Raw genomic sequence first — 25,292 nt, forward strand, 5'->3', positions numbered from 1 at the left:
CGCTAGCAGAGAAATCAGGGGCACTGCACAGGCATCGTCTGCCATCAGTCGAACACTGAATTCGCTATATTTTTACCAGCCATCGTGCCTATTCCTCACCATGTCTTCATCTGTCATGCCTGCTGCCAAAGACAAAATCATGACCGCAAAGTTTTTAGAAGCGCTGAGCTTTGCCGCCTATCAACACCGCTATCAACAGCGTAAAGATAACGTCACGCCCTACATCAACCACCCGATTGCCGTTGCCAATATTTTGCTGAACGAAGCTGGCGTGAGCGATGAGACCGTGCTGATTGCCGCTTTGCTACACGATACCGTCGAAGACACGGGCACTGGCTTTGCCGATATTGAGCAGCGCTTTGGCCGAACAGTTCGCGATATCGTGGCCGAAGTGACTGACGATAAGTCTTTGCCTAAAAAGGCCCGTAAGCAAAAGCAAATTGACCATGCGCCAAGTTTGAGCGATCGCGCCCGCCTGGTAAAACTTGCCGACAAAACCGCCAACCTGCGCGATGTCACCTCCGCACCCCCCAAGGACTGGCCAGTCTCCCGGCTTGATGAATATCTCGACTGGGGCAAAGCCGTCATCGATCAAATTCGCGGCAGCCATGCCCAGCTAGAAGATTTATTTGATCAGGCGTATCGGCAGGGTAAGGAAACGGTTGGTGCGTTGAGCAAGTCGGCGTAGTGCCAGTCTAGTGGCCGCTTTTTTGGTCGCAGATGACGAGGCCGAGGCATTCTAGGCGCTGGAGGTTTTCGGTAATGGCATCCAATTTCTTCTGCGTAGTGCGGCCTTTAAACTGGGCGGCGATTTGTTTGGCGCTCCATTCGCCGGGGGTGGTGCGGAGGAGGTCGCGGATGGCGGCGAGCTGTTCTTTAGGTTTGGTGGGCCATTTTTGTTGTTCTACGGATTCGGTGATGGGTTCTTCTGGGGTGAGAACTTTGAGGGTGGTTTGTTGGGGTTGGGTTTCTTCGAGGGCTTGCCCAGGAGATTGGTACTCGGGGCGGAGCCAGCGGATGAGGCCGTTGCGTTCTTCTCCGGCTCGTTCGGCGTTGAGGGCAACGAGGTTTTCGAGGATTTGTTCATCGGTGAGGGTTGGGGGCCAGCCGTAGGCGTTGAGGACTGCGGCGTCTAGCTCGTCGTGGATTTGCTTGAGGGTGGAGACGAGGGCTTTGTTGTTGTAGCCTCAGTCGGCGTCGGTGAAGGGTTGGCCTGCGCGGAGTTTTTCGAGCAGGTTGTATATGCCGATGATGGTGTACTTCGCGACATCTCTTAACAAGCTCTCATCTGTTTAGGTAAAGCTTCGTGGCAAAGAACCAACACTAGAGCGTGCTGCAAAACGGCAACTTTGTTCCGGAAGTCGATCAGCTCCCCTACAGATAAGCTATTAGTGGTAGACGACCCGTGTGCAATTCCATTCCTACTCTCAAGTAACTGATCGAGAAATGTTATCCAAAAAGTATTTGCGCGCTTGCTTCCTCCTCTGTAATCAGAAGCATCAATTCCAAATTCACTTACATTCATGCTATATGGATAGACTTTTGTGCCGACCGACGTGTGATGCATCAGTTCCTTTAGTAGCGCTTCTATGTCAGATCTCACATCGCGAAAGATATTGTCTAGCCGCGAATTATCTATTCGTGAAAAGAAATTGTTTACGCCGAAGTTGGCACATACCTTATCGATAACTCTGGGCGAGGGATTCTTGTTATTTCCACGAGCACTCTCTATCAGAAAAGGTTCAAGGGAAAACTTTGTTTCTAGCCCGCATAGCAGACTAATTAGCTCTCTTGTTTGATTGCTGTCTTCCTTATCTGCGCCAGTGAATGTCTTGCAAAAAGTTGCTTGAATCGGGTACGGAGTTTCCTTAAAACTTGAGAACTTGTTCGCGTCATCTAAAATTGCTCTTGCTACCTCTTTTGTAAAGCCTTCAAGGTGAGCCACCATCAGCACAATAGATGCTCTACATAAAGCACTGTAGAGCGTAGGATTTTTGTCTTGTTCTTCAGCAGATCTTTCAATTAAAACATCTACCTCTTTCCACTGATCCTCTATAGAATTAACAAGATAGTTGACAAAAGTTTTCATTTACGAGAAAACCTGCTTTGCGGCTTCAATTCTTGCGATGACTTTTTCTCTGGCGCTTGTGCTAGCCGACACAGCATCAAAGAAGACCTGCTGCTTAAACAAATCTCTAAAGCCATCCACCGCACTGGGCGCTATCTGAGGATTGGCAAAGTCCATCGACATAGATGCTGAGACAGCTAGTGCATCAAAAACAGCGGCATTAAAGTTCGACATCTTATCAAAAGCGTCGTTTTCGTAACGATATTTTGCAAATGCCTTATCCCCAAAAGCTTCTCGAATCGTTCGCATGGTTATCAAGAATGTCTGTCTCATTTCCGATAGCTCACTTTTGCTAAGCTGATTAAACTTATCCATCTCATCGTTAAGAAACTGCTTAAGACCTTTTCCCAGAGATTGGTCATTATAGTTATTCAGCGCAAAGAACCTCAGTACAAGTTCGACATCTTCCATCTTTTTGACTTTGCTGTTGCTTTCAGGGTTGTTAGGGTCAATCTGTAACAATATCCTAAAATTTATATCCTTAGACAGCTCCTTCAGAAGGTCGTTAAATGGCCCTCGTGATACAGCATTTCTAAGTTCTTGAGCTTCTAGCTTCACTGAGCCAGAGTTAAGTCTCTCAAAAATATCGTACTTTACCTGATCGTCAACGGTAGAGTCGATTCGCAAACACTTGATAGTTCTCTCTTCTAATCTTCTAATTAAAAAAGGAGGTAAGTCTTTGTAGTAAGTTCCTTCTAGCTCGGTCAGTGCGTCGAGTCCTGTTAACGAAAACTCGTTGTTGAAGAATTTTGTAATAGCCGTTAATCGCTGCTGCCCATCAATGACAGAGTAACGAGATTCTTCGTCGCCTGTCTCAATATCAATGTCTACATCTTGAGATAGATAAATTAAAGGAACTGGAATGTTGAGGATAAGACTTTCAATCAGTCGCGATGAAGTTTCCGTAGTCCATCGATGTCTTCTTTGATAGTCGGGGTCAAGCTTGATAGTGCCTCTCTTGATTTTTTTGACCAGGGTTTCTAAGTCATACTCAATATTCTGAGTTTTGACGGTTCTTTCCCTAGCCTTTTGCTGTAAGCCAGATAGGTTTTGTTTGAGAGTGGTGATCATGCCATACGCCAAGAGCTTCGCTAAGTTTAGTTTATCGTGAGCGCAGTCAAATCGTGCGATTATTCGTTTGTGTTTTGTCGCTAACCCTGCTTCGCCTTAACGAAAAAGCAGCCTTATAAAAGTTCGCAAAGCGCGTCGTCGGGGCCATCTTCTGGCTGCTATAAAACTTGATGTCCTTATCAAAGCAATACGGATCGTCTGCCTGGTTACCCTTGGGCGCAGGCTTATCCACTCTCAGCGCCTCGCACAAGTCCAAGAAAAATCCCTGACAGTTGGCCCGCTCATTCCCCTCAGAGCCCAGCCACTTACCCAAAAACTGCTCGACCCGCTGCTGATCTGCCCTATCCATTCACGCCCTCTTGCGTCCGACTAGCCACCGGGATACCCCCGTTAGCCCTCACTATTCCCATAGTAGCCACGTCTGCCTGTGACCCGGCCCCCAAAGTTTTCTTAGGAACCGCTAAATACTGCTTACATAGCAGCTCGCACTGGTCAGGGAAGCGATCGCACTTCTCCGTAAGCTGCTCACACTATTCCCCAAGCAGCTCGCGCTCCTCGCCGAGCAACCCACACTCCTCGCCCAGTCGCTTGCACTTCTCCGTGAGCCGCTCGCACTTCTCCGTAAGTCGTTCACGCTTCTCTAGGAGCCGCTTGCGCTCTTTGCCGAGCAGTTCACGCTTTTCGCAGAGCAGCAAATACTTCTCACTTACCTGTAAACTCACGAGCGTCAATAGCGTCCTGCGATCGCCGCCCGCCACTCCCCACCGGCATCGCCTCAGGCAAGGCCATAGGCTGTGGAAAAATGACCACAACCCCTCTTACTGCTCTCTATTCAAAATGAAGAAAAAAGGCTGCTGAGACTCCTTGTAGTCCATCAGGCCAAGCAGCGTGTTTTCATCCACTTTTCTAAAGACATCGTGAATCGGCAAATGGTCGTAGATCATAGTGGCGCTAATTTTGCCTCGATGCTCCATCATTCGCAGCCGCGCCTGACTCTTTTCTGTTTTTAGCAGCGGATTAAACAACGTGAACACGGGTTTAACCGCTTCGTTCGTAGGAATGGGTAGGCTCAAAGCCATTTTCATCATCTGCGGATTAGGCGAAATCTTGAAGATCTGACCGTTGCCATCTAAAAACAGCAGCGGATGGACACAATCCGGGCTAACGAATTCTTTACCGTACCAGTTTGCCACCTCCAGCAAGCCATCCATCGGATGATCGGTGTCGAGGCCAGAGCCCTTCCATCTGCCAAACATAAAGGCTATATCCACCGGTTCTAGCTGATCAAATAGGGCTAAGGCTTCTTCTGTAGTCGCTTTCTTTTTCTGTAAGATCGGATGGATTTTTTCTTCAGTAAGCATGATATTTCCTGTAGAGCGCACTTTGCCGAGATTGAAGCAAGAGGTCCATAAAGTCTGCATTCTTAGTGTGACGAGAGAATAGCCGCCAATCGTCTAACTTTTGTGAGAACTTAGCCGAGCAAAACATCACCCACAGGTAGAAGAGACCTCTGACGTAGAGTCCCTATCATAGCGGACAGACAGACACCACCCCCACGTTCGCCCATGCAGACCTCTTCTCCCATCCAAACCGAGCCTCAAAAGCCTTTTAACTTAGACGATTGGCAGGGCAGCAAGAGTTATAACTATGGTCAGTGATTTACTCTTGCTCTCGCGGCTAGATAGCAAACAGCGGCCCTTAGTAAAAAGTGATTGCTGCTTGCAAGATTTGATTAGCGATATTGCTGAAGAATTGCCACTGCAGTTTTAGGTGGCCTTGTAATTTCTACATTGCTGACTTTAGTGGTCGTCCCAGTCGTGTATTCCTTTGTAGACGATGCTGCCGAGTTCTTTAAGCGTTTATCGAACCGGCGAGTAAAAAAAGCCCACCTGTCTCGATTGGAGCTTCCCTAGTTAAGATTCCGTTTCTTATCACCAGCCAATTTCTTTGCCTGCCAACGAGACAGAGATTACCGTCGTTTACCCTGTTTCATCCGCATTTCACTTTTCAGATCTATAATTTTCTATAGCTGTTATTTCATAAGGATTTGATTTCGTATGCGCCTGAAGCAAAATGTAGGTTTGGTTTTATCATTGGGGCTTTTAGCCTCTGCGTCTACCTTTCTAGCTGGATGCAGCCCCTCTGATTCGGTTTCTCAAACGCCTGAGCAGTCTACGCCTGTAGGCGACGACATGCCTATGGAAGACCATGCGATGACGATGGATCTTGGCCCCCAGGATGACGAGTTTGATCTGCGCTTTATTGATGGCATGATCTTGCACCATCAGGGAGCGATCGCCATGGCCGAAGCCGCTCTCCAAAATTCTCAGCGCGCCGAAACCAAGGAGCTGGCACAAAATATTATCAGAGACCAGAAAGATGAAATCTCCCAAATGCAGACATGGCGGCAGGCATGGTATCCGGAAGCTAGCGCTGAACCGATTATGTATGATGCTCAAATGGGACACACGATGGAGATGTCTACTGAGATGCAGTCGAGTATGCGAATGGATGGCGACTTAGGCAAGGCCGATGATGAGTTTGACCTGCGCTTTATCAACGGCATGATTCCTCACCATGACGGCGCTTTGGCGATGGCAGAGCAGGGACTGAAGAATAGCGATCGTCCTGAAATACAACAGGTGTCTAATGATATTCTTAGAACCCAACAGGTAGAGATTGATCTGATGAACCAGTGGAAAAAAGACTGGTATGGCCAATAGCTTCTAAGCTTACGATTACGTTGTGAGAAGGGATTAGTCAGTCAGAACAATATCCCTTCTCATCTGTCGGGTAGATAACTACCTAGTAAAACTGAAGCGCCCGTTAACCTTCTCTCCGTTGATATCAGAAAGAATAGCTACTTTGTATTCTCCTGCCGCATCGCTGGGCAAAAGCGCAGCGTAATGTTCGCCTTCAGCATCGTAGTCCATATCTAACGACTGTTGAGTGCCATCCGGCAGATCGATCTGGGCACTCACCTGAGCATCTGGAATAGGTGAGTGGCTCTCGCCGTCTTGCAAATACAGATCTAGGTGGGTGCCTGTTGCCTCTGCCTCAGGCACTAGCTCCAGATGGTAAGCGCCTACTTCAACAACCTGACCACCGGCTTGGGACTCGCCTGCGGCTGAAGGTTCAGTCACTTCAGTCGCAGCGCTTTCAGTCGCATCAGGTGCGGTAGGTTCTACCTCAGCGGTGGTATTGCCATTACCCTCACAGCCTGTCAACACCAACAGACTCGCGCTGGCCAGTACTGCAACCATAGATCGATTCAGTTTCATAAATTCTCTCTTTTTCAGTGAAAACGTGTTCATTAGATGACGGGCAGAAATAAACTTTACAGCAGATTCAGAATAGCAGTACCTCCTCATTTTTATTCTCTTTAGGAACATCAAGCGCAACCTCAAATCGCTGAAGCCTCCTCAGGCAAAGCGTCCCATGGGACATCGGCTTGAACAGAGGGGGTTGGTTTGGCAACCAGATATCGGCCAAACAGCGCATAAAGTGCAGGTAACACCAGCAGGGTAAGCGCTGTGGATGTCACCAAGCCGCCTAGCACCACAACTGCTAGCGGTTGCAAGATTTCTTTTCCAGCCCCGCTGCCAATCACCAGCGGAACCATGCCTAGAGCCGAAGTCAGCGCCGTCATCAAGATGGCCACAAGTCGCTCCATTGAGCCTTCGACAATCACCTCCTGAAGCGGCATTCCCTTGGCCAGCTTGGTATTGTAGTTGTCTACCAACAGCAGGCCGTTGCGAGTGGCCACCCCAAACAGGGTGATGAAGCCGACCAGTGATGCCACCGACACAATGCCGCCGCCGAGTGCAATCGAAAAGATGCCGCCGACCAGGGCAAGCGGCAGGTTAATCATAATCATCAGCATACCAACCACTGATTTGACGGCGAAGTACATCAGCACTGAAATTAGAACAAGGGCTAATCCACCAAAGACAAGGAGATTGTGACTGGCCCGCTGCTCTGATTCAAACTGTCCCCCGTATTGAATAAAGTATCCAGAGGGTAGCGGAATCGTATCTTTTACTTTAGCTTGAATGTCGTCTACAACCGATCCCAAATCTCGCCCCGCCACGTTCGCAGACACCACAATCAAGCGCGAAACATTCTCACGATTAATCGTGTTTGGGCCTGTTCCATAGTCAACTTGGGCTACCTGGGCTAGGGGAATCCTTTGGCCGGTTGGCGTATCAATCAGCAGGTTTTGAATCGTCTCTAAGTTGTTCCTTGCCCCGTCTTCTAGCCAAACTAGCAGATCAAATAGCTGCTGCTGCTCTAGCACCTGCGAGACTACACGACCATTGAGCGCGGTTTCAACAATCTCAGAGATTTGGCCGACGGTGAGGCCGTAGCGGGCGGCAGCCGCACGATCAAACTGAATTTGTACCTGGCGAATGGGAACTTGGGGCTCTAGCTGAAGATCGACGAGGCCATCAATCTCTCGAATAGCACTCTCTACTTCACTGCCAATGGAGCGGAGTTCGTCTAAATCAGGGCCGAAGATTTTGATGGCGATCGCACTCCTCACCCCAGAGAGCACCTCATCCATCCGGTGCGAAATAAACCCACCAATACTAGGTGCAATCCCTGGAATTCGCGCAAATTCCTCGCGAATTTTCTCAATCGACGCTTCCCGATCCGCCAACCCTATTGGACTCAGTTCTACGTCTAAGTGGCCCAAATTCACGCCGCCTGCATCGGCATCTCCGGGCGCACGTCCAGCGCGTAGCTGCACTGTCTCAAATCGCGGATCGTCCTTTAAAGCCGACTGCATAGCCAGCCCAGACTGGTTAGTCGCTTCTAGGGAAACCCCTGGATAAAGCAGCATGGCATTCACCAGCGAAGGCTCTTGAAACTCGGGCAAAAACACACGCCCCAGGCTAGAAAACATGATTAGAGCGGCCACTAATGAAGCACCGGCAATCATCAGTACAACTTTGGCTCGCCGCATCACAACCCCGAGCAAAGGGCGGTACAGCCGTTGCACAGAAGCGCTTACCCAGGTCTCATCGCTAGGCAGCGGGCGATTGGCTAGCAGAATGGCACACAGGGCGGGCGACAGGGTCATCGCCACGGCGGTAGAGGCAAAAATAGACACCAAATAAGCGATGCCCATCGGGGCAAAAATTCGGCCTTCCACGCCAACCAGGCTAAAAATGGGCGCAAACACCACTGCAATAATCACCGTCGAAAAAAGGACGCTGACTCGCACCTCTACCGAGGTTCGGTACACCACCTGAAACGGATGCTCCGGCGTGCCCGCTAGCTGATTTTTCCGCAGTCCCCGATAGGCATTTTCCATATCGACAATTGAGTCATCCACAACCGATCCAATCGCCACCGCTAGACCGCCCAGGGTCATGGTGTTAATGCCCTGACCAAAGGCGTTCAAAATTATCATGCCAACCAAAAGTGACAGGGGAATCGCGCTGAGGGTAATGACGGCGGTGCGCCAGTTCATCAAAAACAACAGCAAAATGATCGAGACAATGATGATGCCATCTCGCAGGGAACCCAGCACATTTTCAATCGAAGCTTCAATGAAGTTCTCTTGTCGAAACGTTTCTGTCACCGTCACGTCTTCAGGCAAAACCCCTTTGACCTCGGCCATTGCCTGCTCGACAGCCCGCGTAACGGTGGGTGTGTCGTTCAGCGGCTGCTTATTCACCACGATGATTACGGCGCGATCGCCATTAAAACTGCCATCGCCCCGCTTCAGCGCTGCCCCCACAGACACCTGAGCCACATCGCGCAGCAACACGGGCGGGCCATCGCGACCGGGCAGTACAGAAGCCCCTAACTCATCAATTGACGTGAGCCGTCCCACGCCGCGAATAATCATTTCCTGATCGGGCGTGGTGAGGAAGCCGCCTGCCGCATTGACATTAGCCGCCGCCGCCGCTTCGGTCACGGCTTGCAGCGAAACGTCAAAGGCCACCAGCTTAGCCGGATCAACCAATACCTGATACTGCCGCACATCTCCCCCGTAGGCAATCACCTGAGACACCCCAGGCACCGCCAGCAGTCGATTGGTGACATCGCGATCAACCAATCGCCGTACCTCCATCAAAGAGGTCGTTTGTGGCGTGAGGGCGTACATTAAAATCGTGCCAATCGGGGACGAAATCGGCGCGATTTGAGGGGTGCCGATGCCCTCTGGCAGCTTGTCTTGCACTTGCTGTAGCCGCTCTGCTACGAGCTGTCTGGCCTGATACACATCAGTGCCCCAGCCAAAAATAACCTTCACCACCGATATACTCACCGCCGAAGACGACCGCACCGTTTCCACGCCGGGGGTGCCATTTACCGCACTCTCAATCGGCAGGGTAATTAACGATTCGACTTCTTCGGGCGCTAAGCCGGGAGCCTCGGTCTGAATCTCAACCTGCGGCGGGGCAAAATCAGGAAACACATCTAGCGGCATTTGGGTGAGGTTGTAAATGCCCAGAACCGTCACCACCACCGCTCCTATCACCACTAGCCAGCGCTGGACAATCGACCATTTCAAAATTGAGTTGAGCATAGTTTAGCGATCGCCTGCTGACAGCGATAGGCGGCTGTAAAGGGAATGGAATAGGTTCTAGAATCGGCCTGGATTTAGGTCGCTCAGATCTGATCGAACGGTTGTGGTTGTGGTTGCTCGTTAATGACCGTTTGAGGAGATCTAATATCTGACCCGGCGGTGAGTAAAGGAGCAGATGTTTTTTGCGACCGGCGGCCTATCCAAAAAGCACCGGCTGCGATCGCCCCACCCACAGGCAGCATTACCCACCACGGCAAACCGGAACTATCAGCAATATCTACTTCATCCACTGCTGCTTCGGCTTCGCCCCCGCCGCGCAGCGACTGAGCGTAGAGCTGAGCTACTCGCTGGGTGACAATGCGATCGCCTTCAAAGACACCGCTCTTCACTTCCACCCAGTCTCCTGCCGTCTTTCCCAGAGTCACCTCTACGGGCTGATAACTACCGCCATTTTGCACATACACTACCTGCTGACCTTTAATTTCGGTCAGGGCCGATTGCGGCACCGCCAAGACAGGGGCTGAGCTACTCTGGTTCACGACTTCAATTTCGGCAAACATCCCTGGCTTTAGCGCCCCGTCAGAATTCTCAATTTCAGCCTTTACGGGAATCACCCGAGTGTCACCTTCTACGACAGCCCCTACTAACGTGACTTCTCCTGAAAAAGTCCGATCTGGAAAGCCCGCTACCTTCACCCTTACGGGCTGACCGATGGCAATCTGCTGCAAATCTTTCTCGTAGACGTTGGCCGTCGCTAGCACCGTGCGATCGTCAATAATTGTCATCAGCGCCGCACCAGCATCCTCAGACGACTGCCCCAATGACACTTCTCTATCGGCGATGCGTCCCGAAATCGGCGCGGTAATGGTGATAGTGCCGTCTTCGTTAGCGTTTGCCCCAAGCTGCTGAAGGCGGGTGTCGTAGGTTGCTGTGCTCAGCTCAGCGCGAGATTGAGCGACCTGCAGAGCAGTTTGGGCGCGATCTCTCTCAGCATCTGCATCTAGCACATCTAATCGGCTCTGCGCCTCTGTCAAAGCTTTTCTCGCCTCTGCTAAATGCGCTTCTGACTCCAAAAGGTCTCGTCTGGCGAGTGCCCCTTTTGCGGTCAGTTCGCGATCGCGGTCGTACTGTTCTTGCGCTACTCTCAGTTCTGTTTGTGCTTGCGCTATTGAAGTTTGAGCAATCTGCTGCTGTCGGGTATAGGTCTGCTGGGCAAGCTGTAAATTCGTCTGCGCTACTTGCACAGTGCCCGTCGCCTCGGCACGGCGATCCAATGCACTCACCCGTAGCTCTGCTAGTTCGCCGCTGGTGATAACAGCTAGCGCCTCTCCCTGCTGTACGCTGTCTCCCGGCTGCGCAAATAGCTGCACGACTGTGCCACCCGCAGGATTAGTCACCTCTACTCTGCGGCTAGGCGCAGTCTCAATCTGCCCGGTCACTTGAGTGCCAAAGGCCAAATGCCTAAGGGTGACTGGCTCTACCTTCAGCCCAATTCGCTCTGCAGTTTCGGCATCCACTTGAATACTGTCTGCTGAGGTGGCCTCTGCGCCCCCTTGAAATTCATCGCCATGACCCACATGAGCCAGCACAGCAGCAGGCGTAGTCAGCAGCAGCACACTCAAGAGCGTTCCAGAAAGTCTATAAAAAGAGCCACATCGACGATTAGGGTGGGTGGACATAAGCAATCCTATCCTGCTGAGTAAAACGCAAACTTTTATCCATCCGCTCATGTTTTCATGCAAATGTGAAATCAGGATGAAATCGAACTGGCTGTAGCGATCACAACTGTATTTTCTTTGTGTGCAAACTACGAAGTGCTTCTGGATTGACTGAAGAATCCAAAAGCACTTCGTAGTGGGTTCATTGAAATCTAGCGGATAAACCAGAAGCGAACCTAATCGCTCAAGCGTTTAATTTGTGCTGTAGTCCAAATAGTGAAGGCGTACCTCTTGTATGCTGACGACACCATCACCATTCCGGTCGGTCGCTGAGCTATGGCTTGAACCCTGTGCCATAGCGACTGGCGCGATCGCTGCCGCAGACATCAGCAAAAACAGGTTGGCAATCCAAAAACGTTTCATAATCAAAATCCTTAGCAAGTGTGGGTTGCTTTCATGCAACTGTCTTCTACGATACAAAGTGAATATGAAACCAAAGTGAAATCAGAGCCAGCAATTCCGAATTCCAGACTACGGACATCTAAAACCCTTGATTTCTCGTTCGCCTCAGGTCACAGTCAAATGCGTTTAGCAGATCTGAACAGCTGAGACCCAGTAAATTCGTTCCTCACTGAGGTGGTATGCATGTCTGCAAGTTGGAATTTGGAATTGCTGCAGAAATAGAGAATTATTTGATCGCCCTCTAAACAATCTCTCGGCAGTCAAACAGGTTTTACAAGCATTAGACCTCTTGCACAATAGATTTCATGGTGGGTTGATAGGCTTTGGTTCACTGTTGCCAACATAGGCCGATGAACGACAAAACCACCCAAACTCTCAGCGATCGCCACTCTCCACATCAAGCATCACTTACCAAGATTTTTGATCGCCGGCAGCAGCAGCGTAATCGCTAATTACTCAGCAAACTATCTGGCCCCTCGTGGTGAAATGCGGGAGATGCGCCGTAGGGAACCAGGTCATATAAAAGTTCACTTTGCAAATACACAACAGCAATCACCTGACCATCGCGCTTGAGCACGCCCCAAGTGCTAGGCAGCGTATTGTTAATCATCTGACCGGCTAACGGATCTGTGAGAGCCGGTAGTTCACCCGCAAAAAGCTGTTCAATCGTTTGGGTTTCTTGTTCGCTGGGAAAAGTGGTGTAGAGTTCTGGCGAGAGCTGCAGCTTGCCATCATTACTAGAGCGGATGCTGCTGCTGTTGATTCGCGCATATTTGAAAGGTGGTTGAGCGGCTGGCACGAGCAGCGTGGCATTGGGTGAATGCGGAAAAGAAGCTTTGATGGCGCTGAGAAGTTTTGAGAGATTTCCTAGCTGACCTTTCTCGGCGAGCGTATTCGTATCAATCGCTTCTAACAGCGGGGGAGTGAATAGGTTTAAAACCGCTTGCATAGAAGTATTGAGATCGGTTTGGGCCTGGGAAAATTCGGAGCGGGCTGCTTCGGCAGCAGCTTGAGCGCGAAAGTGGTTAGTGATTTGCAAGCCGCCAATGATCAGGGCGATCGCCACCAACCCCGCCACCAAGCTTTGCCGCATCCGCCTTTTAGCCCGCCGCGATACCGCGTAGTCTGGCAACCCGGCCCGGCTAGCGTTCGCCTCAGCCGTCAAAGCTAAAGATAGCAGCACATTCATCACGACCAGTACGAAGGTAACAATGCCGCCTGCGATCAGTAATGCCCGCACAAGCAGGCTCCAGGCATCGGGTAAAATATCCCACAGCAAGACTTCATCTATCACCCATAGCACAATGCCAGAGCAGGAAAAACTCAGTAGGACGATAGCCAAGTTAGTAAAGAACCGTAACAAAAAGCGGTGATTCATCAGGAATGCCTAGCAGTTACAGAGACTACAAATAAACAAAAGACTATTCCGGAAGCGTCACAACGCTTTCAGACTTGATGCCATTACGTCCTAAACCCTGTTAAAAACTAATAAAACCGCATATTTCTCCAAACTTTCTGATCGAAGAGCAAAAATATACTGAGCTTGTCGCTGAGCAGGTGCAGCTCAACTTAGAGAAGCTTTACGGCGATCGCGACTACGCCCTGCGAGACACCCACACCAAAACACACGCCTGCGTAAAAGGCACGCTCGACATTTTTGATTTTGATCAGCAGGCCATTAGGCAAACGCTTAATAGGTTGCATCTCATGACCATCGCTTTAATAATCATAAAGCAAGCAGAACAAGGCAAGCAGAATAATCATCTACAGACAGATAGCTCTATATGTTCCAGATCCGTTGCAGTGTATGTTCGAATCCTACAGATAAAAAGCTATGAATCAACCTACAGGGCGCTACTTACTCTCTATTGAGGCAATTCCAGCAACCGTAGAATCGCCTTCGCACAGCGCTGAGGCAGCTTTGCCAAGCTTCCCCGCCTATCTCGTTGGCAGTACGGCCCCTAACAATGTGGAAGATGGCGTTCAAAAAGTGCCCGATCCCGAAATTGCCATTACTGAAATTGCTAAGTTTTTGAGCAAGCAAGCGCAGCCTGAAATCCTGATCGCTATTCACGGCTATAACACAGGGCTAGGTGAGTTTGCGACGGCTCAAGATGGCTATAAGCACGGTAGCGGGGTTAAAGGCTGGTATCAAAATATCAGAAATCACATTGCGAAAACCCGTACTAACTGCCCACCGGGGCTGATGCTGATCGGCTATCGATGGCCGTCTGAAGAGGTTAAGGGCGTCGATAACGATACCTTAGGGCATAAGCTTCAGTATGCTCGCAAATCGCTTCCCCTTACGTTGAAGGTGATTTCGAGGATAGCGATCGCTATTTTCATCGTCCTGCTCATTCTTTCATTAGTCACTGATTTACCAGGGACACTGCTGTTTAGCATTGTGGGCGTGAGTCTTTTAGTGCTGGCGACCGTTGCGATTTCAATTGTTTTCACATTCTTTGCCCTCAGAATTGTTGGATACTTTCGAGATGCTTACAGGGCTAATCATTTTGGCGTTCCAGACTTAGTTGAGCTGATCAGGCAGCTGGATAAAGCCGTATTAGAAGAGACTCCCGGCGATGACTGGACTCATCGCCGCCGCATCAAGCTATCGTTTATCGGCCATAGTATGGGCGGATTTGTGGTGACAAACACCGTGAGAATTCTCTCAGATGTGTTTGATACCCGGTCGATTGGTCACACCAGCATCAATGCTAGCAAGGCAAAAACCCCCGCCCCTGATATTGGGAATGTTTTCTCACTAGGGCGACTGGTTTTAGTCTCGCCCGATATTCCTGCAGAGACAATTATCTCGGGCCGCGCTAATTTTCTCAGCTCGTCGCTGCGGCGGTTTGAAGAAACCTATCTATTTAGCAACGAAGGCGATATGGCGCTGAAGCTGGCCTCGACGATCGCTAACTATTCTAGTTTTCCAGCTCGCACCCGAGAAGGAGGATATCGCTTGGGCAACGTAGTGCTGCGATCGCCCCATGAATTTGCCAAAGCCAACCGACGGCCCCAGTACGGCATTCTCAACCTGGAGTCGCTACAGCCCCCACGGTCTCAGACAGATCGCCCAGCGCAGATGCCATCGTTTCTACAGTATCTCTACATTCTCGATCAAACCTCTTTGCGAGAGCGCCAGGCGGACCTGATAGAACCAGAGCGCAAGCCGATTGCAGAACTATTCACCGTTTTCGACTGCACCGACTATCAGGAGATCGTCATCGATCAGCAGACAGGGTCGCCCAAAAAAATCGGCCTGCTAAGTCATGCGCTGGGTAAGCGATCGCTCACTTTTGTCGATTGCTTTCTACTCACTATCGACTATTTCAGAGGCAAAATTGACACCCACGGCGGATATTTTTTCCCCGGTGATTTGCCCAGTGCTGTCGGCAAAAATGAACGCCTGGCCCGGCCCGATGCTCGCCTTACAAAGCATTTGATCTATGGTTTGGCTAGCTCAGGCTTTACCGCCTGCCTAGAATCGCTCAGCACTTACGACACTTCTGAAGCGGCAAGCCCGATGGTCGGCGAAGCAGCTTCAGGTTGCGAAATCCCTCCAGAGCAGCGCGTGATATACCTGAATAAGCTCTCTGAGCTGTGTCAGCAGCATGGCATTCAGGTGCTACTGGCAGCAGAGCGATACAACCGGGATGTTTTGGGGCTGACCATAGAGGGCGATCGCGATGGCTACTAAAGCACTCTCGTGACATCTGCCCGACGCTGATATGGCTAGCGGCGGCGATATTACGACAGAGCAATGGCCTAAGGCTCACAGAAAGCCATACTTCATGCGCATACCTGACCTTCGGATATAAGGGCCAGAAATTGAGGACTGTCGCGGATATCATCAAAGTCAGTGTCGGTTTTTGCCATTTCAGAATACTTGTCAGTGCCGTCTAGCTCAATGGCTTTTTGCAGGCAAGTTAAAGCATCTTCTAGTCGTTTTGAGAGTGCATAGCTACAGGCTTTGTTGTACCAAGTTGAAGCGTTATCAGGTTGAATAGCGAGGGCGGCATCATAGGCGGCGATCGCTTCCTCATATCGGCCCAATTCGCCTAGCGCAATGCCTTTGTTATCGAGGGCTGCGTGTTTGCCAGGTTGAATAGCGAGGGCGGCATCATAGGCGGCGATCGCTTCCTCATATCGGCCCAATTCGTCTAGCGCATAGCCTTTGTTATAGAGGGCATCGTGATAGTCAGGTTGAATAGCAAGGGCGGCATCATAGGCGGCAATCGCTTCCTCACTCCGGCCCAATTTACGCAGCGCATAGCCTCTGGCATACCAAGCGTTATCGTTTGTTGATTGAAGAGCAGTTGCGCCCTCACAGCAACGTAGCGCCGCCGCAAAGTCTTGACCTGCACCAAACACCCAGCTTTGTTCTACCAGCAGCTGAGACCGCCGTTCATCAGACTGATTTTTCTCATCAATCAAATCTTGCAGCTTTGCAATCTTTTCAATTCTCGCTGTCTCCGAAAGCGCTACATACTCCGAATATCTCGTGCCCAGTACCTGAGCCGTTTCTTGCGTGAGTTGTTCGTTATCAGCGGCAAACGTCCAAATGCCTGAGCGCCAGTCAAAAAAATCAACTGCCCGGTGCATAAAATACTTCAGCGCAAACGGCCTGACAACAAACACCAGACACAAATGACTAAACTGACGGTGAAAGTCCTCCCGCTGCCGATTGAGATGATTCAAGATGGGCGGCAGCACCTCTAGCTTGTAATAGTCATTCCGCCCCGCTTCTGTCTTAAGGTAAGGCGCTAAAGACTTGTCTATTCCTTCAATAAACAACACATTCAGCGCAGCCAGGTCTTCTCTTGCTTCAATCAAGCTGCGCAGGTTGTCAATCGGCTCATCCAGCATTAGCCTACCCAACCGCTTCTGCGGCAGGTCTTGCTTTAGCTGCGCAAAAATCTCTTGCCCTTTCGCTGGCGTACACTGCAAAAACAAAATTCCAAACCCGCTTCGTCGCCGCAGCGCCCTTACTAGCGACCGATACAGCGCTGCTGGATCATCTATTTTCTCTCTAGCGCCCTTTTGCAACGCGGGCGAAACCTGCGCAGCCTGCTCTATAGTTAGCGGCGCTGGGCTAACGGTGCCTGCTTTACGTTTGCATCCTCTACGCCAGCCATCAGCCCAGCTTCTCTACCCCCGCCTGATTCACCTTACCTGCCAGCGACTTTACCATCACCATCGGCAGCACATCCGGCTTGCTGTAGTAGTCCTCTAGCCGCGTCACCCGAGGCGAATAGATCATCTGAATCGGCACTGTGTAAATTACATGGCACGCCAGCCCCCGCATCGGCTCACTGCGATTGATATAAATTTCATCAAAATTGCTTCTGCCGTCGGTATTGTTCTCAGCGATCCGATCCAAATTATCGGCAATCACCACAATGCCTTTACAGTCGGGCGATATTTGCCTTTGGGCCTCCGCAATAAAGCCATTTAGCGCCGCCAACAACGAAGGTGTACTGTCACTCAGCTTTTTCCTCAGCTCCCGCCGAATATCCGGCACTGCCTGCACACTCGCCGTAATTTTGGCAAACTGACTCACCTGCTGCTCCAGACTCAAACTGTCAAACTCCAGTTCAGTCAGCGCCAGCTCCTTCAGCGACTGCCACCGCTCCCGCATCCACTCCACCAGCGGGTTATGATCTCTCAGCTCAATGCTCTGCACCAGATTTTTCGTACAGGCAAACAAAATATCGGCATACTCCGCATCCTGCGTCTCTACATCATCCTCCACCGCAAAATACACCACATGATAGCTCCGGCCCTGCAAATAATCCCGTAGCCGCAGCAGCTCCGTCGTTTTCCCCACCCCCCGATGCCCGCTATAAAGCTGACAGGTCGGCTGCTTAGAGCGAACAATTTGCTTACCCAGCTCGCGCACCACATCCCACCGACCGCGCACCTCCTCGCAGTTCACATACGTCCCCTCCGGCGGCGGCTCAAACGGCTGAAACACATTGTAAATTTCGGTCAGCAGCTCATCAGGTGTCATCAGGTCAGCCCAAAGCCTCAAAACTCCTGCCTAGCGTAACGCCTAACGCCAGCATTCAAAGCCCCTTTTACGCAGTTTTTTATATCCGGGCTGATCGCTTCGCCCCGGTTAGCTGCCTAGCGGTGAGGATATGAGTACATGCCGCACTGACCACCTGACTTCCAGACAAACGCTCATACGACAGGTCTACAGCGCTGATAGAACGGCGCAAATAGTCGGGAATAGAGGTCGCTTCGTCGGCTCTAGTTGCAAGCAGTCTTGCTGCAAACGGCGCAGCGTATTCAGGGTAGTGACCTCAGCCTGACTCTGCTCCTGACTCTGCTCAGGCGCGATCGCACAGCGCATCAACAAATCCTCCAGCAAGCAGCCAAACGCCCTTACCTCCAGCCGTTCTAATACCTTCCCCGTAGAGCGATCGCCCGGATCGTAAAAAGAGGCTGCGCCAAAGTCACCTAAAAAACTCTCCCCCGCTTCGTTGACCAAAATATTGTGCGCATAGAGATCGCCATGCGTAATGCCCCGGCAGTGAAGATGCGCAACAGCCGCCGCAATCCCGCTGGCAATCTTTAATATCACCGGCAGCGTAAACGCCGTGCCCGCTGCATAGGTATCTCGGGTGCAGGTATCCAAATCAGGCGGGCCACCCAGATTGGTATACGCCGAAGAGATAAACGAAAAGACCAGCCCGGCTTTACCTTTTGCCCCTTCAGCGCTGCCATCAATGCTGCCATCAGGGCGATCGCTCAGTTTACCAATCGCAGTCACCAAGTTAGGATGAGAACCCGCCGCCAGACAGGCCCGCATTTCATCTAGCGGCAGACCATCGCTCGTCATTTCGCCCTTAAACAGCTTTACAGCAACTACCTGAGGCTGACCCGTTGCCGATAGATCGGATGCTACAGCCGAAGGAATGCTCCACAGCCCTTTATAAATCACTCCCGATGCGCCCTGCCCTAAGATATCGCCTAGCTGTAGCTCAGCCGGGTCAATGGTCGGCAGCGCTTTTTCTGCTAACGGTATGGCCGGGCGATCGCCGCACGGATTACCCGCATAGGCCAGCCACGACAGGCGCGGCAGCGAAAACAACCAATCGGGCAGCGCCGTCAGACGATTAGCCGACAGCCGGATCAGTTCTAGATTCTGGCAATTTGCCAGCTCATCAGGGAGAGACCGCAGCCGATTGCCAGCGAGCATCAGCTTTTGCAATCGACTGAGCTTGCCAATAGCCGCAGGCAGCACTTCGAGCCGATTGCCTGTAAGAATGAGCCAGCGAATTGTCGGCGCTAGCGCCCGTTCGTCAATAGCAGCAATTCGATTGTCCTTGAAGCTAACCATCGAAAGCGCCGGGCAGTCAGCCAGCACCGCCGGAAACGCTTCAAACTGATTGTTATTGAAAAATACAATTTTGAGCTTCTTAAGCTGTCCAAACGACTCAGGCAGGCGGCTGAGACGATTATTTGATAGCACCAAAACTTCTAACGAATCAGCCAGGTCTAAAATTTCTAGCGGGAACTCAGTTAGCCCACAGGACAGCTTTAGCTCTTTGTGACCCATCAGCTGACCTGACTTCAGCAAAGCGAGCGTTTCCATATCACCGGTAAGTAGCAAACAACTTGAGCAAGACAGTAGCCACAACCGCTTCTAAATATTGAAGACATACTGAATACTGCCTACTGCCCACTACCCCGACATCTTACATTCTGTCAGGACAATCCACTCAGCTCGCCCTCCCAGTCATTCAGTTAACAGCCGTCCCTAAAATAGTCTCTGTGACCGGGCAAGCGTCATCCTTCTCCAGCATAGCCGTATCGAGCGCCAGCTCAATGTCTTCTGGATACAGACTCACCCATTGGGCTAGCTGCCTTTCTGCCGGTGCAAAATAAGTAGAGCTTTTTGAAATACTGCAAAAGTCTCTTAGCATAGGCAGCCATCTCCCATTCTGACCATGCTCCATACCTTTATCAAATAGCACCTTATATTGGACGTAGATGCCGTCAGGTGAAGGGGCAGCAGCTGGCTGGCTGGCGACTGGAGAATCAGGAGGGAGGTTGGGCGTAGCGATCGCCGAACTCTCAGGCTCTCGAACATAAGCAAAAACAGCGGCAGCTAAAACCGCTAACCCCAACACCGCCGCCGCCACCTTAGGATAAAGACTCGCCGATGGCACAGACTGTTCTGCAGCTAGCGTCGGCGAGACGATAGAAACCGGGCGAGTGATACCGGGCAACTGTTGCTCAAGCCAGGCAAAGTCAAACACATCTGCATAAATGGCATTGGCAACCTTTAGCTTGCCATTTTTGGCGACCACCAGGCCAGACTGCAGCAGCGTCTTTTGCCCACGACTATTGTCTACCGAGATCGCGCCTGGCTGTAAGATCTGCATGTATAGCAGCAGCAGCGCGTCTTTTCGCTCATAGTTTAAAAGGGCATCGCGAATTTCTTTAAGATGAGCCGCAGCGGCATTGTTTTCCCAATCATCGACTATCTTTTGGTGGACGATTCTATCTACAATGGCAGCCTCTTTGCCTTCGACGATTTGAGGTGAGTACTTAACGATGTAGTGGCAGAGAAGATTAGTCATAAAAAACTCTCCACCTGTCCACTCCCGAATTTTTTCAAGAATGTCAGAGACCGCATCTACGTCGCTCATCTGAGAGAAAAGCTCTGTCTTAAGATCGGCTAAGACGGCTGACGTTTGTGCCTGGTAATTTTCTGAGCTCATCTTTCCGCAACTCCTGAGTCAAACTATTGATAAGAATCATCTTTAAAATTTGCACCCATGCAAGCCTGCGGACTAAACATTCCTCTGCTCCAACCTCCTTAGTTTTTAGCCTGATAGCTGTTGACATTAGGATACAACCGGTAGATAGCGTCAGCCGGGACAGAAGAATCATGGCCATTATCCTTCTTCTAAGAACGATCTAGATAAAGGAAATGTAAGTATTACTGTGGATTCCCGGACCAGTTAGATAAAGAGAAGGTAAGTATTGTTCCGGACTAGCAGACGGCCCGCTGGTATAGCGGACTACGGGAGCGACGACTCTGCTGCAGTGGTGCTGCCAGATGAGGGATTAGGCGTGGGGCGCTCGCCGCCAAATTTTTCGCCAATCCAGTCAAACTTAATTTCCCGCAGGTAGTCAACTACCCAGGTAGCGCGTCGCTGCAGCATGTGATTGGGGTAAGTGTGAGCCACCCCCACAACCGGAATCTGCGCATTCTTAGCAGCTTCAATGCCAGCAAAAGAGTCCTCAATGGCGACACAGTCACCCGGCTGAAGCTGGAGCGTGGCATCTGCCTGGTTGAGCCGCTCAATAGCTTTGAGATAGCCATCCGGTGACGGTTTACTGCCGTCTGCTGAGATATCGTCTCCAGCAACGACAGCGGAAAAATGCTGACTGAGTTCAGCGCGATTGAGTACGCTCGTCACCACTGGCCGTTCGCTGCCCGTGACGATCACCATCTTGATCTGAGCAGCCCGGCAGCGAAAAATCAGATCTTCTAGCCCCGGATAAAGCGGCAGCTTGTCTAAGCGCTCTAGCCAGGACTGATAGTCGGCATTTTTTTGGTCGAGCAGTTTGGTCAGGGCCTCACTGCTAACCGTGCGACCGCGCTGCTGAAGTAGCCCCTGCAGACAGGCGCGATCGCTCCGCCCCAAGCAAACCTGACTGTAGTCGTCGGCATCAGGCCGCAGGTTTTCCGCCAGCAAAAGCTGATCGCTCAGCTGCTGCCGAATATCCTCATCATTGATGATGATGCCGTTAAAGCTAAAAAAAGCCGCCTTGAGTGCCATAGATGAATCGTTAAAAGTAGCCTTTAATACGTTTTGTTATCAATCTCTTTTTGTTTTACCAGAACTGATATGTTCTTATCTGCCGCTTGCCTGCTGCTTGCCTTCTACTTTAAATGTAACAGGATGATCGCCGCTTGAACGGTTTGACAAGCTTTTAAGCCATGTTTTAGGCCGTGCCCGGGGCGATCGCCAGCCGCTGTATGTAAAAAAACGACAATGTTCTAATATAAGAACTCTAATCTAAGAACATAAGTCGATCAGCTGAACTATCTCACGCGCGGCAGTTCTCCCAAACAGATTTTAGTTTCTGATCACCGTCTCAACCTGTCCTATACATTTCAGTTGAGAAGATTATCAATGGCCCCTAAAACTTCTTCTACCATCAAAGGTGTCTCCATTCCACTGCTGCTTGAGTGGTGGCAGCAGCGCAAGCGACTAGCGAGTTCTCACAGCAACCTGCACGCCACCTTACCTAAAAACGACGAAACCTACCTGCAGGCTTACTACCGGCTGATGGAAATCTACTCAGTCGTCAAGTCAGGCGGCGTCCAGACCCAAACCGAAGCCGTCCATGCGTTTGCCGCCCGCGAAACCCATCAGCTCAATCAGCAGATAGCAGCCATAGAGACCGCCACCGACCTCTCCGAGCAGGAAAAGCAGCAGCAGCGCGAAAAGCTTGAGCAGGAACTCAACGAACTGCACTCAGCCAACAGCTGGCGGCTACAGGCGCTCACCGACATTTCACCAGCGGAAGAGGCCATCGTCAGGCAATATCTGTCTACTATTGAGAGGACATTGATGCCGGTGAAGTGCGCTTAGCGGGAATGGGGTTTGGGGAGAAAACCTTCCCACCTGAGCCGCTATCCCCATCAGCCCTATTCAACTCCTCGCTAAAAATCCTATGCAAGCTGTAGACGCAATCATCATCGGCAGTGGCTTGGGCGGGCTCGTGTCTGGGGCACTGCTGGCCCGCTACGGTCGCCGGGTGGTTGTCTGTGAGAGCCATACGCTGCCGGGTGGGGCGGCACATGCCTTTCAGCGAGGCGGCTTTACCTTTGACTCTGGCCCCTCTTTTTACTGTGGTCTGGCTGACGCAGCCGGGGCAAATCCGCTGAGTCAGGTGCTGGCCGTACTGGGTGAATCGATTGAAGCGGTGCCCTACGATCCGTTTGGCTACTATCACTTTCCCGAAGGAACGCTGCCGGTCTACGGTGACGGTGAAAAGTACCGGCAGGCCGTCGAGCAGTTTAGCCCAGGAGCCGCCGATAGGCTAGCTAAATTAGAAGCGCGGCTGCTAAAGATCTATGCCCCTCTCAAAGCAATTCCAACGCTGGCCCTCAGATCTGACTGGCAGCTCTTGCCTTTGCTGCTGCGGCGCTACCCGAGAGCGATCGCGCATCTCCTCCCTACCCTGCCCGACTTAGGCCGCTCTATGGGCGAAGTCATGGCTGCCTGCAACCCCGCTGGCTACGATCCCTGGCTACAGCGCTTGCTCGACCTGGAGTGCTTTTTGCTCTCGGGGATGAAATGCGATCAGACCGTTGCGCCCGAAATGGCGTTTATGTTTGGCGAGCGAGCGCACTCGGTCATTGACTACCCCGTTGGCGGCAGCGGCGCTCTCGTAGAAGCATTGGTACGCGGGCTTAAGCGCTGGGGCGGTGAGCTGCGGCTAGGCGCTCATGTCGAGCAAATCGTGACCGAAAAAGGCCAGGCCAAAGGGGTAGTGCTGAAAAATGGCGATCGCCTCACCGCCCCCATCGTCATTTCTAATGCCACCCTTTGGGATACTTACAGCCAGCTACTCGACCCGGCTGCGCTACCGGCAGACTACCGCGCTCAGGCGCTGGAGACACCCGCCATCGACAGCTTTATGCATCTGCACTTAGGCATTCGGGCTGACGGGCTTGAAGATCTGGCGATTCATCATGTGGTCGTTCACGAGAGTGACACCGATATCACCACGCCCGGCAACACCTGCATGGTGTCCATTCCTACGGTGCTAGATCCGCAGCAAGCGCCGCCGAGCCATCACACCATTCATGCCTACACGCTAGAGCCATTTGCAGGCTGGCAAAAAGACGAGCATTACGAAGCTAAGAAAAAAGAGAAGGCAGAAACTCTCTTTAAAGCCGTAGAGAAAATCATTCCAGACGTAAGAGAGCGAATTGTCTTGGAGATGATTGGCACACCGCTGACTCACAGCCGTTTTTTGCGGCGATATCAGGGCACCTATGGGCCAGCCATAGCCGCCGACAAAGGCCGATTTCCTAGCTGCAAAACACCGATTAAAGGACTGTACCGGGTCGGTGATAGCACCCTACCCGGCATTGGCGTACCCGCCGTCGCCGCCTCAGGCATTCTCTGTGCCAACAGTCTGGTCACGCTCAAAGAGTCAGCCGGACTGCTGAACTTGCTGGAGCAAAAGACAAGTTAGGGCCTGAGCGGATTTTAAAGAGTGCTAATAGTCACTGCGTGGCCCCCCGACCCCCCAATGCTGGGGGGTCTGAGTTCGCGGGCTAAATGTCTCAGTTTCAGACAGCTTAGCTGCGCTCTAGCTTCCCCCAGGATTGGGGGACTGAGGGGGCCAATGCAGTAAGTTTGATGCCTCTCATACAGCCTCTGAGGTCAAGCGCTAAGGATTATCGGCGCTGCGATCGCTCCACCGCTTTCAGCATCTGATAGGTAATCAATAGCTGAGTTAGCGCCAGCGGATAGCTTTGCAGCGTTTCACCCGTTGTCCCGACTAGCTTACCCACGTCTTGATTGCCCTCCAAGCTGCAAAACTTACCCAGGTAAGGCACCTCATTGCACAGCACCCGCTCTAGCTGCTGCACTTGCGCTTCATTAGCACGGCCATCTACACAGAGTACGTCAACCGGCTTGCCCATATCGCGGTCTAGCGTCAGGCGAATGGCATTGCCCAGATCGTTGCCCTTGTCGTGCAGAATATGGGTAAAGTCTGGGTGAGGCAGCGTTGGCCGCAGCACCAGCTGCACGTTCAGCAGCAGGTCATTGCCCTGCTCATTTTCGTCGCTAGGGGGAGTGAAGGAAACGACTACATCAGCCCACTGTCGCTGCGGTCGAATAAACGCTTCCGAATCGGGCTCGCGCTTGCGCAGTGCCTCTAGCACCTGCTCATCGGTGTAACCGCGCTTGCGGGTGTCGCGCTTAATTTTCCACTTAGCGCGTAACTCTTCGGGCGGGGCCAGATATACTTTCACATCGTAGGCGTTGCGAGCGAGCTTAGTTGAGTAGCCCAGCAGCCCTTCAACGATGACGAATCGCTTAGGTTCAATGTATTCAGGCGCGTCAAATTTGCCCGTAGTATGGTTGTAAATCGGCTTGAGAATCGCCTTACCGTTTCTCAGCGTTTGCAAATGCTGCTCAATAATATCTAAATAGTTACATTTGGGATCGAGCGCGGAGATGCCCATTTCGGCGCGTTGCTGGCGGTCGTAGCGGTGATAGTCATCGGTACAGATAGAAACCACCTCGTCCTCCCCCAGCACCTGAGCGATTCCACGGGTCAATGTGGTTTTTCCAGCGGCGCTATCGCCTACAATGCCAAGGATAATCGGACGCTCAGCCATAGTGTCTCCTAAGTACTTCTCTCGAAAGCTTTTGCAGCT

23 protein-coding genes are annotated in these 25,292 nt (G+C 51.5%); 7 read left to right on the top strand and 16 right to left on the bottom strand.

Translation table 11 applies throughout. The features are described from left to right. Positions 1-100: 100 nt before the first annotated feature. The 3 genes from CKL79_RS03855 (at position 101) to CKL79_RS24135 (ending at position 1,277) form a co-directional block, all read left to right on the top strand. Positions 101-688, top strand: a complete 588-nt coding sequence (locus tag CKL79_RS03855; protein WP_121968272.1) for an HD domain-containing protein — start codon at positions 101-103, stop codon at positions 686-688. 124 nt (positions 689-812) lie between these two features. After that, complete coding sequence (locus tag CKL79_RS03860) at positions 813-1,136, top strand: hypothetical protein (RefSeq protein WP_121968273.1); 324 nt, start codon at positions 813-815, stop codon at positions 1,134-1,136. Between the two features lie 6 nt (positions 1,137-1,142). Next, positions 1,143-1,277 carry a hypothetical protein gene (locus CKL79_RS24135; RefSeq protein ID WP_276298925.1) on the top strand — a complete coding sequence of 45 codons (135 nt, stop codon included), beginning with the start codon at positions 1,143-1,145 and terminating at the stop codon, positions 1,275-1,277. Here the strand turns inward: CKL79_RS24135 and CKL79_RS03865 are convergent. The 4 genes from CKL79_RS03865 to CKL79_RS03885 all read right to left on the bottom strand — a co-directional run bounded on the left by CKL79_RS03865 (position 1,274) and on the right by CKL79_RS03885 (position 4,560). Then, positions 1,274-2,089, bottom strand: a complete 816-nt coding sequence (locus CKL79_RS03865) for an MAE_28990/MAE_18760 family HEPN-like nuclease (protein ID WP_121968274.1) — start codon at positions 2,087-2,089, stop codon at positions 1,274-1,276. The genes CKL79_RS24135 and CKL79_RS03865 overlap by 4 nt on opposite strands. Further along, on the bottom strand, positions 2,090-3,199 hold the full coding sequence (locus tag CKL79_RS03870; protein ID WP_121968275.1) for a DUF262 domain-containing protein: 1,110 nt from the start codon (positions 3,197-3,199) through the stop codon (positions 2,090-2,092). Between the two features lie 46 nt (positions 3,200-3,245). Then, positions 3,246-3,548, bottom strand: a complete 303-nt coding sequence (locus CKL79_RS03875; protein WP_121968276.1) for a hypothetical protein — start codon at positions 3,546-3,548, stop codon at positions 3,246-3,248. Between the two features lie 469 nt (positions 3,549-4,017). Beyond that, positions 4,018-4,560 carry a DUF4334 domain-containing protein gene (locus tag CKL79_RS03885; RefSeq protein WP_121968353.1) on the bottom strand — a complete coding sequence of 181 codons (543 nt, stop codon included), beginning with the start codon at positions 4,558-4,560 and terminating at the stop codon, positions 4,018-4,020. 696 nt (positions 4,561-5,256) lie between these two features. Here CKL79_RS03885 and CKL79_RS03890 point away from each other — a divergent pair. Further along, the gene (locus tag CKL79_RS03890) at positions 5,257-5,922 is read left to right on the top strand and encodes a DUF305 domain-containing protein (protein WP_121968278.1); all 666 of its coding nucleotides are present in this window, start codon (positions 5,257-5,259) and stop codon (positions 5,920-5,922) included. 78 nt (positions 5,923-6,000) lie between these two features. Here the strand turns inward: CKL79_RS03890 and CKL79_RS03895 are convergent, their stop codons facing one another. The 6 genes from CKL79_RS03895 to CKL79_RS24140 form a co-directional block, all read right to left on the bottom strand. After that, positions 6,001-6,480: a hypothetical protein gene (locus CKL79_RS03895; RefSeq protein ID WP_121968354.1), complete on the bottom strand. Its 480-nt coding sequence runs from the start codon at positions 6,478-6,480 to the stop codon at positions 6,001-6,003. 122 nt (positions 6,481-6,602) lie between these two features. Beyond that, positions 6,603-9,737: an efflux RND transporter permease subunit gene (locus tag CKL79_RS03900; RefSeq protein WP_121968279.1), complete on the bottom strand. Its 3,135-nt coding sequence runs from the start codon at positions 9,735-9,737 to the stop codon at positions 6,603-6,605. 83 nt (positions 9,738-9,820) lie between these two features. Continuing rightward, positions 9,821-11,416: an efflux RND transporter periplasmic adaptor subunit gene (locus CKL79_RS03905; RefSeq protein ID WP_170943963.1), complete on the bottom strand. Its 1,596-nt coding sequence runs from the start codon at positions 11,414-11,416 to the stop codon at positions 9,821-9,823. 231 nt (positions 11,417-11,647) lie between these two features. Further along, entirely contained in the window at positions 11,648-11,818 is a 171-nt protein-coding gene (locus CKL79_RS23070; RefSeq protein WP_170943964.1) for a hypothetical protein, read from the bottom strand. A gap of 487 nt (positions 11,819-12,305) precedes the next feature. Continuing rightward, positions 12,306-13,199 carry a hypothetical protein gene (locus tag CKL79_RS03910; RefSeq protein WP_141242144.1) on the bottom strand — a complete coding sequence of 298 codons (894 nt, stop codon included), beginning with the start codon at positions 13,197-13,199 and terminating at the stop codon, positions 12,306-12,308. A gap of 227 nt (positions 13,200-13,426) precedes the next feature. Continuing rightward, positions 13,427-13,561, bottom strand: a complete 135-nt coding sequence (locus tag CKL79_RS24140; RefSeq protein WP_276298935.1) for a hypothetical protein — start codon at positions 13,559-13,561, stop codon at positions 13,427-13,429. Between the two features lie 130 nt (positions 13,562-13,691). Between CKL79_RS24140 and CKL79_RS03915 the strand changes: the two genes are divergently transcribed. Then, complete coding sequence (locus CKL79_RS03915; RefSeq protein WP_121968282.1) at positions 13,692-15,560, top strand: alpha/beta hydrolase; 1,869 nt, start codon at positions 13,692-13,694, stop codon at positions 15,558-15,560. Positions 15,561-15,652: 92 nt separating this feature from the next. Here the strand turns inward: CKL79_RS03915 and CKL79_RS03920 are convergent, their stop codons facing one another. The 5 genes from CKL79_RS03920 to CKL79_RS03940 all read right to left on the bottom strand — a co-directional run bounded on the left by CKL79_RS03920 (position 15,653) and on the right by CKL79_RS03940 (position 21,663). Then, positions 15,653-16,909 (bottom strand): tetratricopeptide repeat protein, encoded by a 1,257-nt coding sequence (locus CKL79_RS03920; protein WP_121968283.1) that lies wholly within the window; start codon positions 16,907-16,909, stop codon positions 15,653-15,655. An 88-nt stretch (positions 16,910-16,997) separates the two neighbouring features. Next, positions 16,998-17,894 carry an ATP-binding protein gene (locus CKL79_RS03925; protein ID WP_205878986.1) on the bottom strand — a complete coding sequence of 299 codons (897 nt, stop codon included), beginning with the start codon at positions 17,892-17,894 and terminating at the stop codon, positions 16,998-17,000. A 165-nt stretch (positions 17,895-18,059) separates the two neighbouring features. Continuing rightward, positions 18,060-19,463: a leucine-rich repeat-containing protein kinase family protein gene (locus tag CKL79_RS03930; RefSeq protein WP_121968285.1), complete on the bottom strand. Its 1,404-nt coding sequence runs from the start codon at positions 19,461-19,463 to the stop codon at positions 18,060-18,062. 148 nt (positions 19,464-19,611) lie between these two features. Next, positions 19,612-20,595, bottom strand: a complete 984-nt coding sequence (locus tag CKL79_RS03935; protein ID WP_121968286.1) for a hypothetical protein — start codon at positions 20,593-20,595, stop codon at positions 19,612-19,614. 303 nt (positions 20,596-20,898) lie between these two features. Next, positions 20,899-21,663 carry an HAD family phosphatase gene (locus CKL79_RS03940; RefSeq protein ID WP_121968287.1) on the bottom strand — a complete coding sequence of 255 codons (765 nt, stop codon included), beginning with the start codon at positions 21,661-21,663 and terminating at the stop codon, positions 20,899-20,901. 357 nt (positions 21,664-22,020) lie between these two features. On the opposite strand from CKL79_RS03940, the gene CKL79_RS03945 reads away from it, so the two are divergent. Further along, a complete protein-coding gene (locus CKL79_RS03945) occupies positions 22,021-22,482 on the top strand; it encodes a hypothetical protein (RefSeq protein WP_121968288.1) in 462 nt (153 codons plus the stop codon). 82 nt (positions 22,483-22,564) lie between these two features. After that, on the top strand, positions 22,565-24,097 hold the full coding sequence (locus CKL79_RS03950) for an NAD(P)/FAD-dependent oxidoreductase (RefSeq protein ID WP_121968289.1): 1,533 nt from the start codon (positions 22,565-22,567) through the stop codon (positions 24,095-24,097). 205 nt (positions 24,098-24,302) lie between these two features. On the opposite strand, the gene CKL79_RS03955 is transcribed toward CKL79_RS03950, so the two are convergent. After that, a complete protein-coding gene (locus tag CKL79_RS03955; RefSeq protein WP_121968290.1) occupies positions 24,303-25,253 on the bottom strand; it encodes a phosphoribulokinase in 951 nt (316 codons plus the stop codon). Positions 25,254-25,292: the final 39 nt, after the last annotated feature.

Source organism: Leptolyngbya sp. BC1307, assembly GCF_002286735.1.
Lineage (GTDB): Bacteria > Cyanobacteriota > Cyanobacteriia > Phormidesmidales > Phormidesmidaceae > Phormidesmis.

What these genes read in the sequence shown, in the direction of transcription:
- CKL79_RS03955 (WP_121968290.1), bottom strand. Translation starts at nt 25,253, where the DNA reads ATGGCTGAGCGTCCGATTATCCTTGGCATTGTAGGCGATAGCGCCGCT.
- CKL79_RS24140 (WP_276298935.1), bottom strand. Translation starts at nt 13,561, where the DNA reads ATGCAACCTATTAAGCGTTTGCCTAATGGCCTGCTGATCAAAATCAAA.
- CKL79_RS03885 (WP_121968353.1), bottom strand. Translation starts at nt 4,560, where the DNA reads ATGCTTACTGAAGAAAAAATCCATCCGATCTTACAGAAAAAGAAAGCG.
- CKL79_RS03890 (WP_121968278.1), top strand. Translation starts at nt 5,257, where the DNA reads ATGCGCCTGAAGCAAAATGTAGGTTTGGTTTTATCATTGGGGCTTTTA.
- CKL79_RS03895 (WP_121968354.1), bottom strand. Translation starts at nt 6,480, where the DNA reads ATGAAACTGAATCGATCTATGGTTGCAGTACTGGCCAGCGCGAGTCTG.
- CKL79_RS03915 (WP_121968282.1), top strand. Translation starts at nt 13,692, where the DNA reads ATGAATCAACCTACAGGGCGCTACTTACTCTCTATTGAGGCAATTCCA.
- CKL79_RS03935 (WP_121968286.1), bottom strand. Translation starts at nt 20,595, where the DNA reads ATGAGCTCAGAAAATTACCAGGCACAAACGTCAGCCGTCTTAGCCGAT.
- CKL79_RS03900 (WP_121968279.1), bottom strand. Translation starts at nt 9,737, where the DNA reads ATGCTCAACTCAATTTTGAAATGGTCGATTGTCCAGCGCTGGCTAGTG.
- CKL79_RS03865 (WP_121968274.1), bottom strand. Translation starts at nt 2,089, where the DNA reads ATGAAAACTTTTGTCAACTATCTTGTTAATTCTATAGAGGATCAGTGG.
- CKL79_RS03905 (WP_170943963.1), bottom strand. Translation starts at nt 11,416, where the DNA reads ATGTCCACCCACCCTAATCGTCGATGTGGCTCTTTTTATAGACTTTCT.
- CKL79_RS03940 (WP_121968287.1), bottom strand. Translation starts at nt 21,663, where the DNA reads ATGGCACTCAAGGCGGCTTTTTTTAGCTTTAACGGCATCATCATCAAT.
- CKL79_RS03875 (WP_121968276.1), bottom strand. Translation starts at nt 3,548, where the DNA reads ATGGATAGGGCAGATCAGCAGCGGGTCGAGCAGTTTTTGGGTAAGTGG.
- CKL79_RS03950 (WP_121968289.1), top strand. Translation starts at nt 22,565, where the DNA reads ATGCAAGCTGTAGACGCAATCATCATCGGCAGTGGCTTGGGCGGGCTC.
- CKL79_RS03870 (WP_121968275.1), bottom strand. Translation starts at nt 3,199, where the DNA reads ATGATCACCACTCTCAAACAAAACCTATCTGGCTTACAGCAAAAGGCT.
- CKL79_RS03930 (WP_121968285.1), bottom strand. Translation starts at nt 19,463, where the DNA reads ATGGAAACGCTCGCTTTGCTGAAGTCAGGTCAGCTGATGGGTCACAAA.
- CKL79_RS23070 (WP_170943964.1), bottom strand. Translation starts at nt 11,818, where the DNA reads ATGAAACGTTTTTGGATTGCCAACCTGTTTTTGCTGATGTCTGCGGCA.
- CKL79_RS03945 (WP_121968288.1), top strand. Translation starts at nt 22,021, where the DNA reads ATGGCCCCTAAAACTTCTTCTACCATCAAAGGTGTCTCCATTCCACTG.
- CKL79_RS03855 (WP_121968272.1), top strand. Translation starts at nt 101, where the DNA reads ATGTCTTCATCTGTCATGCCTGCTGCCAAAGACAAAATCATGACCGCA.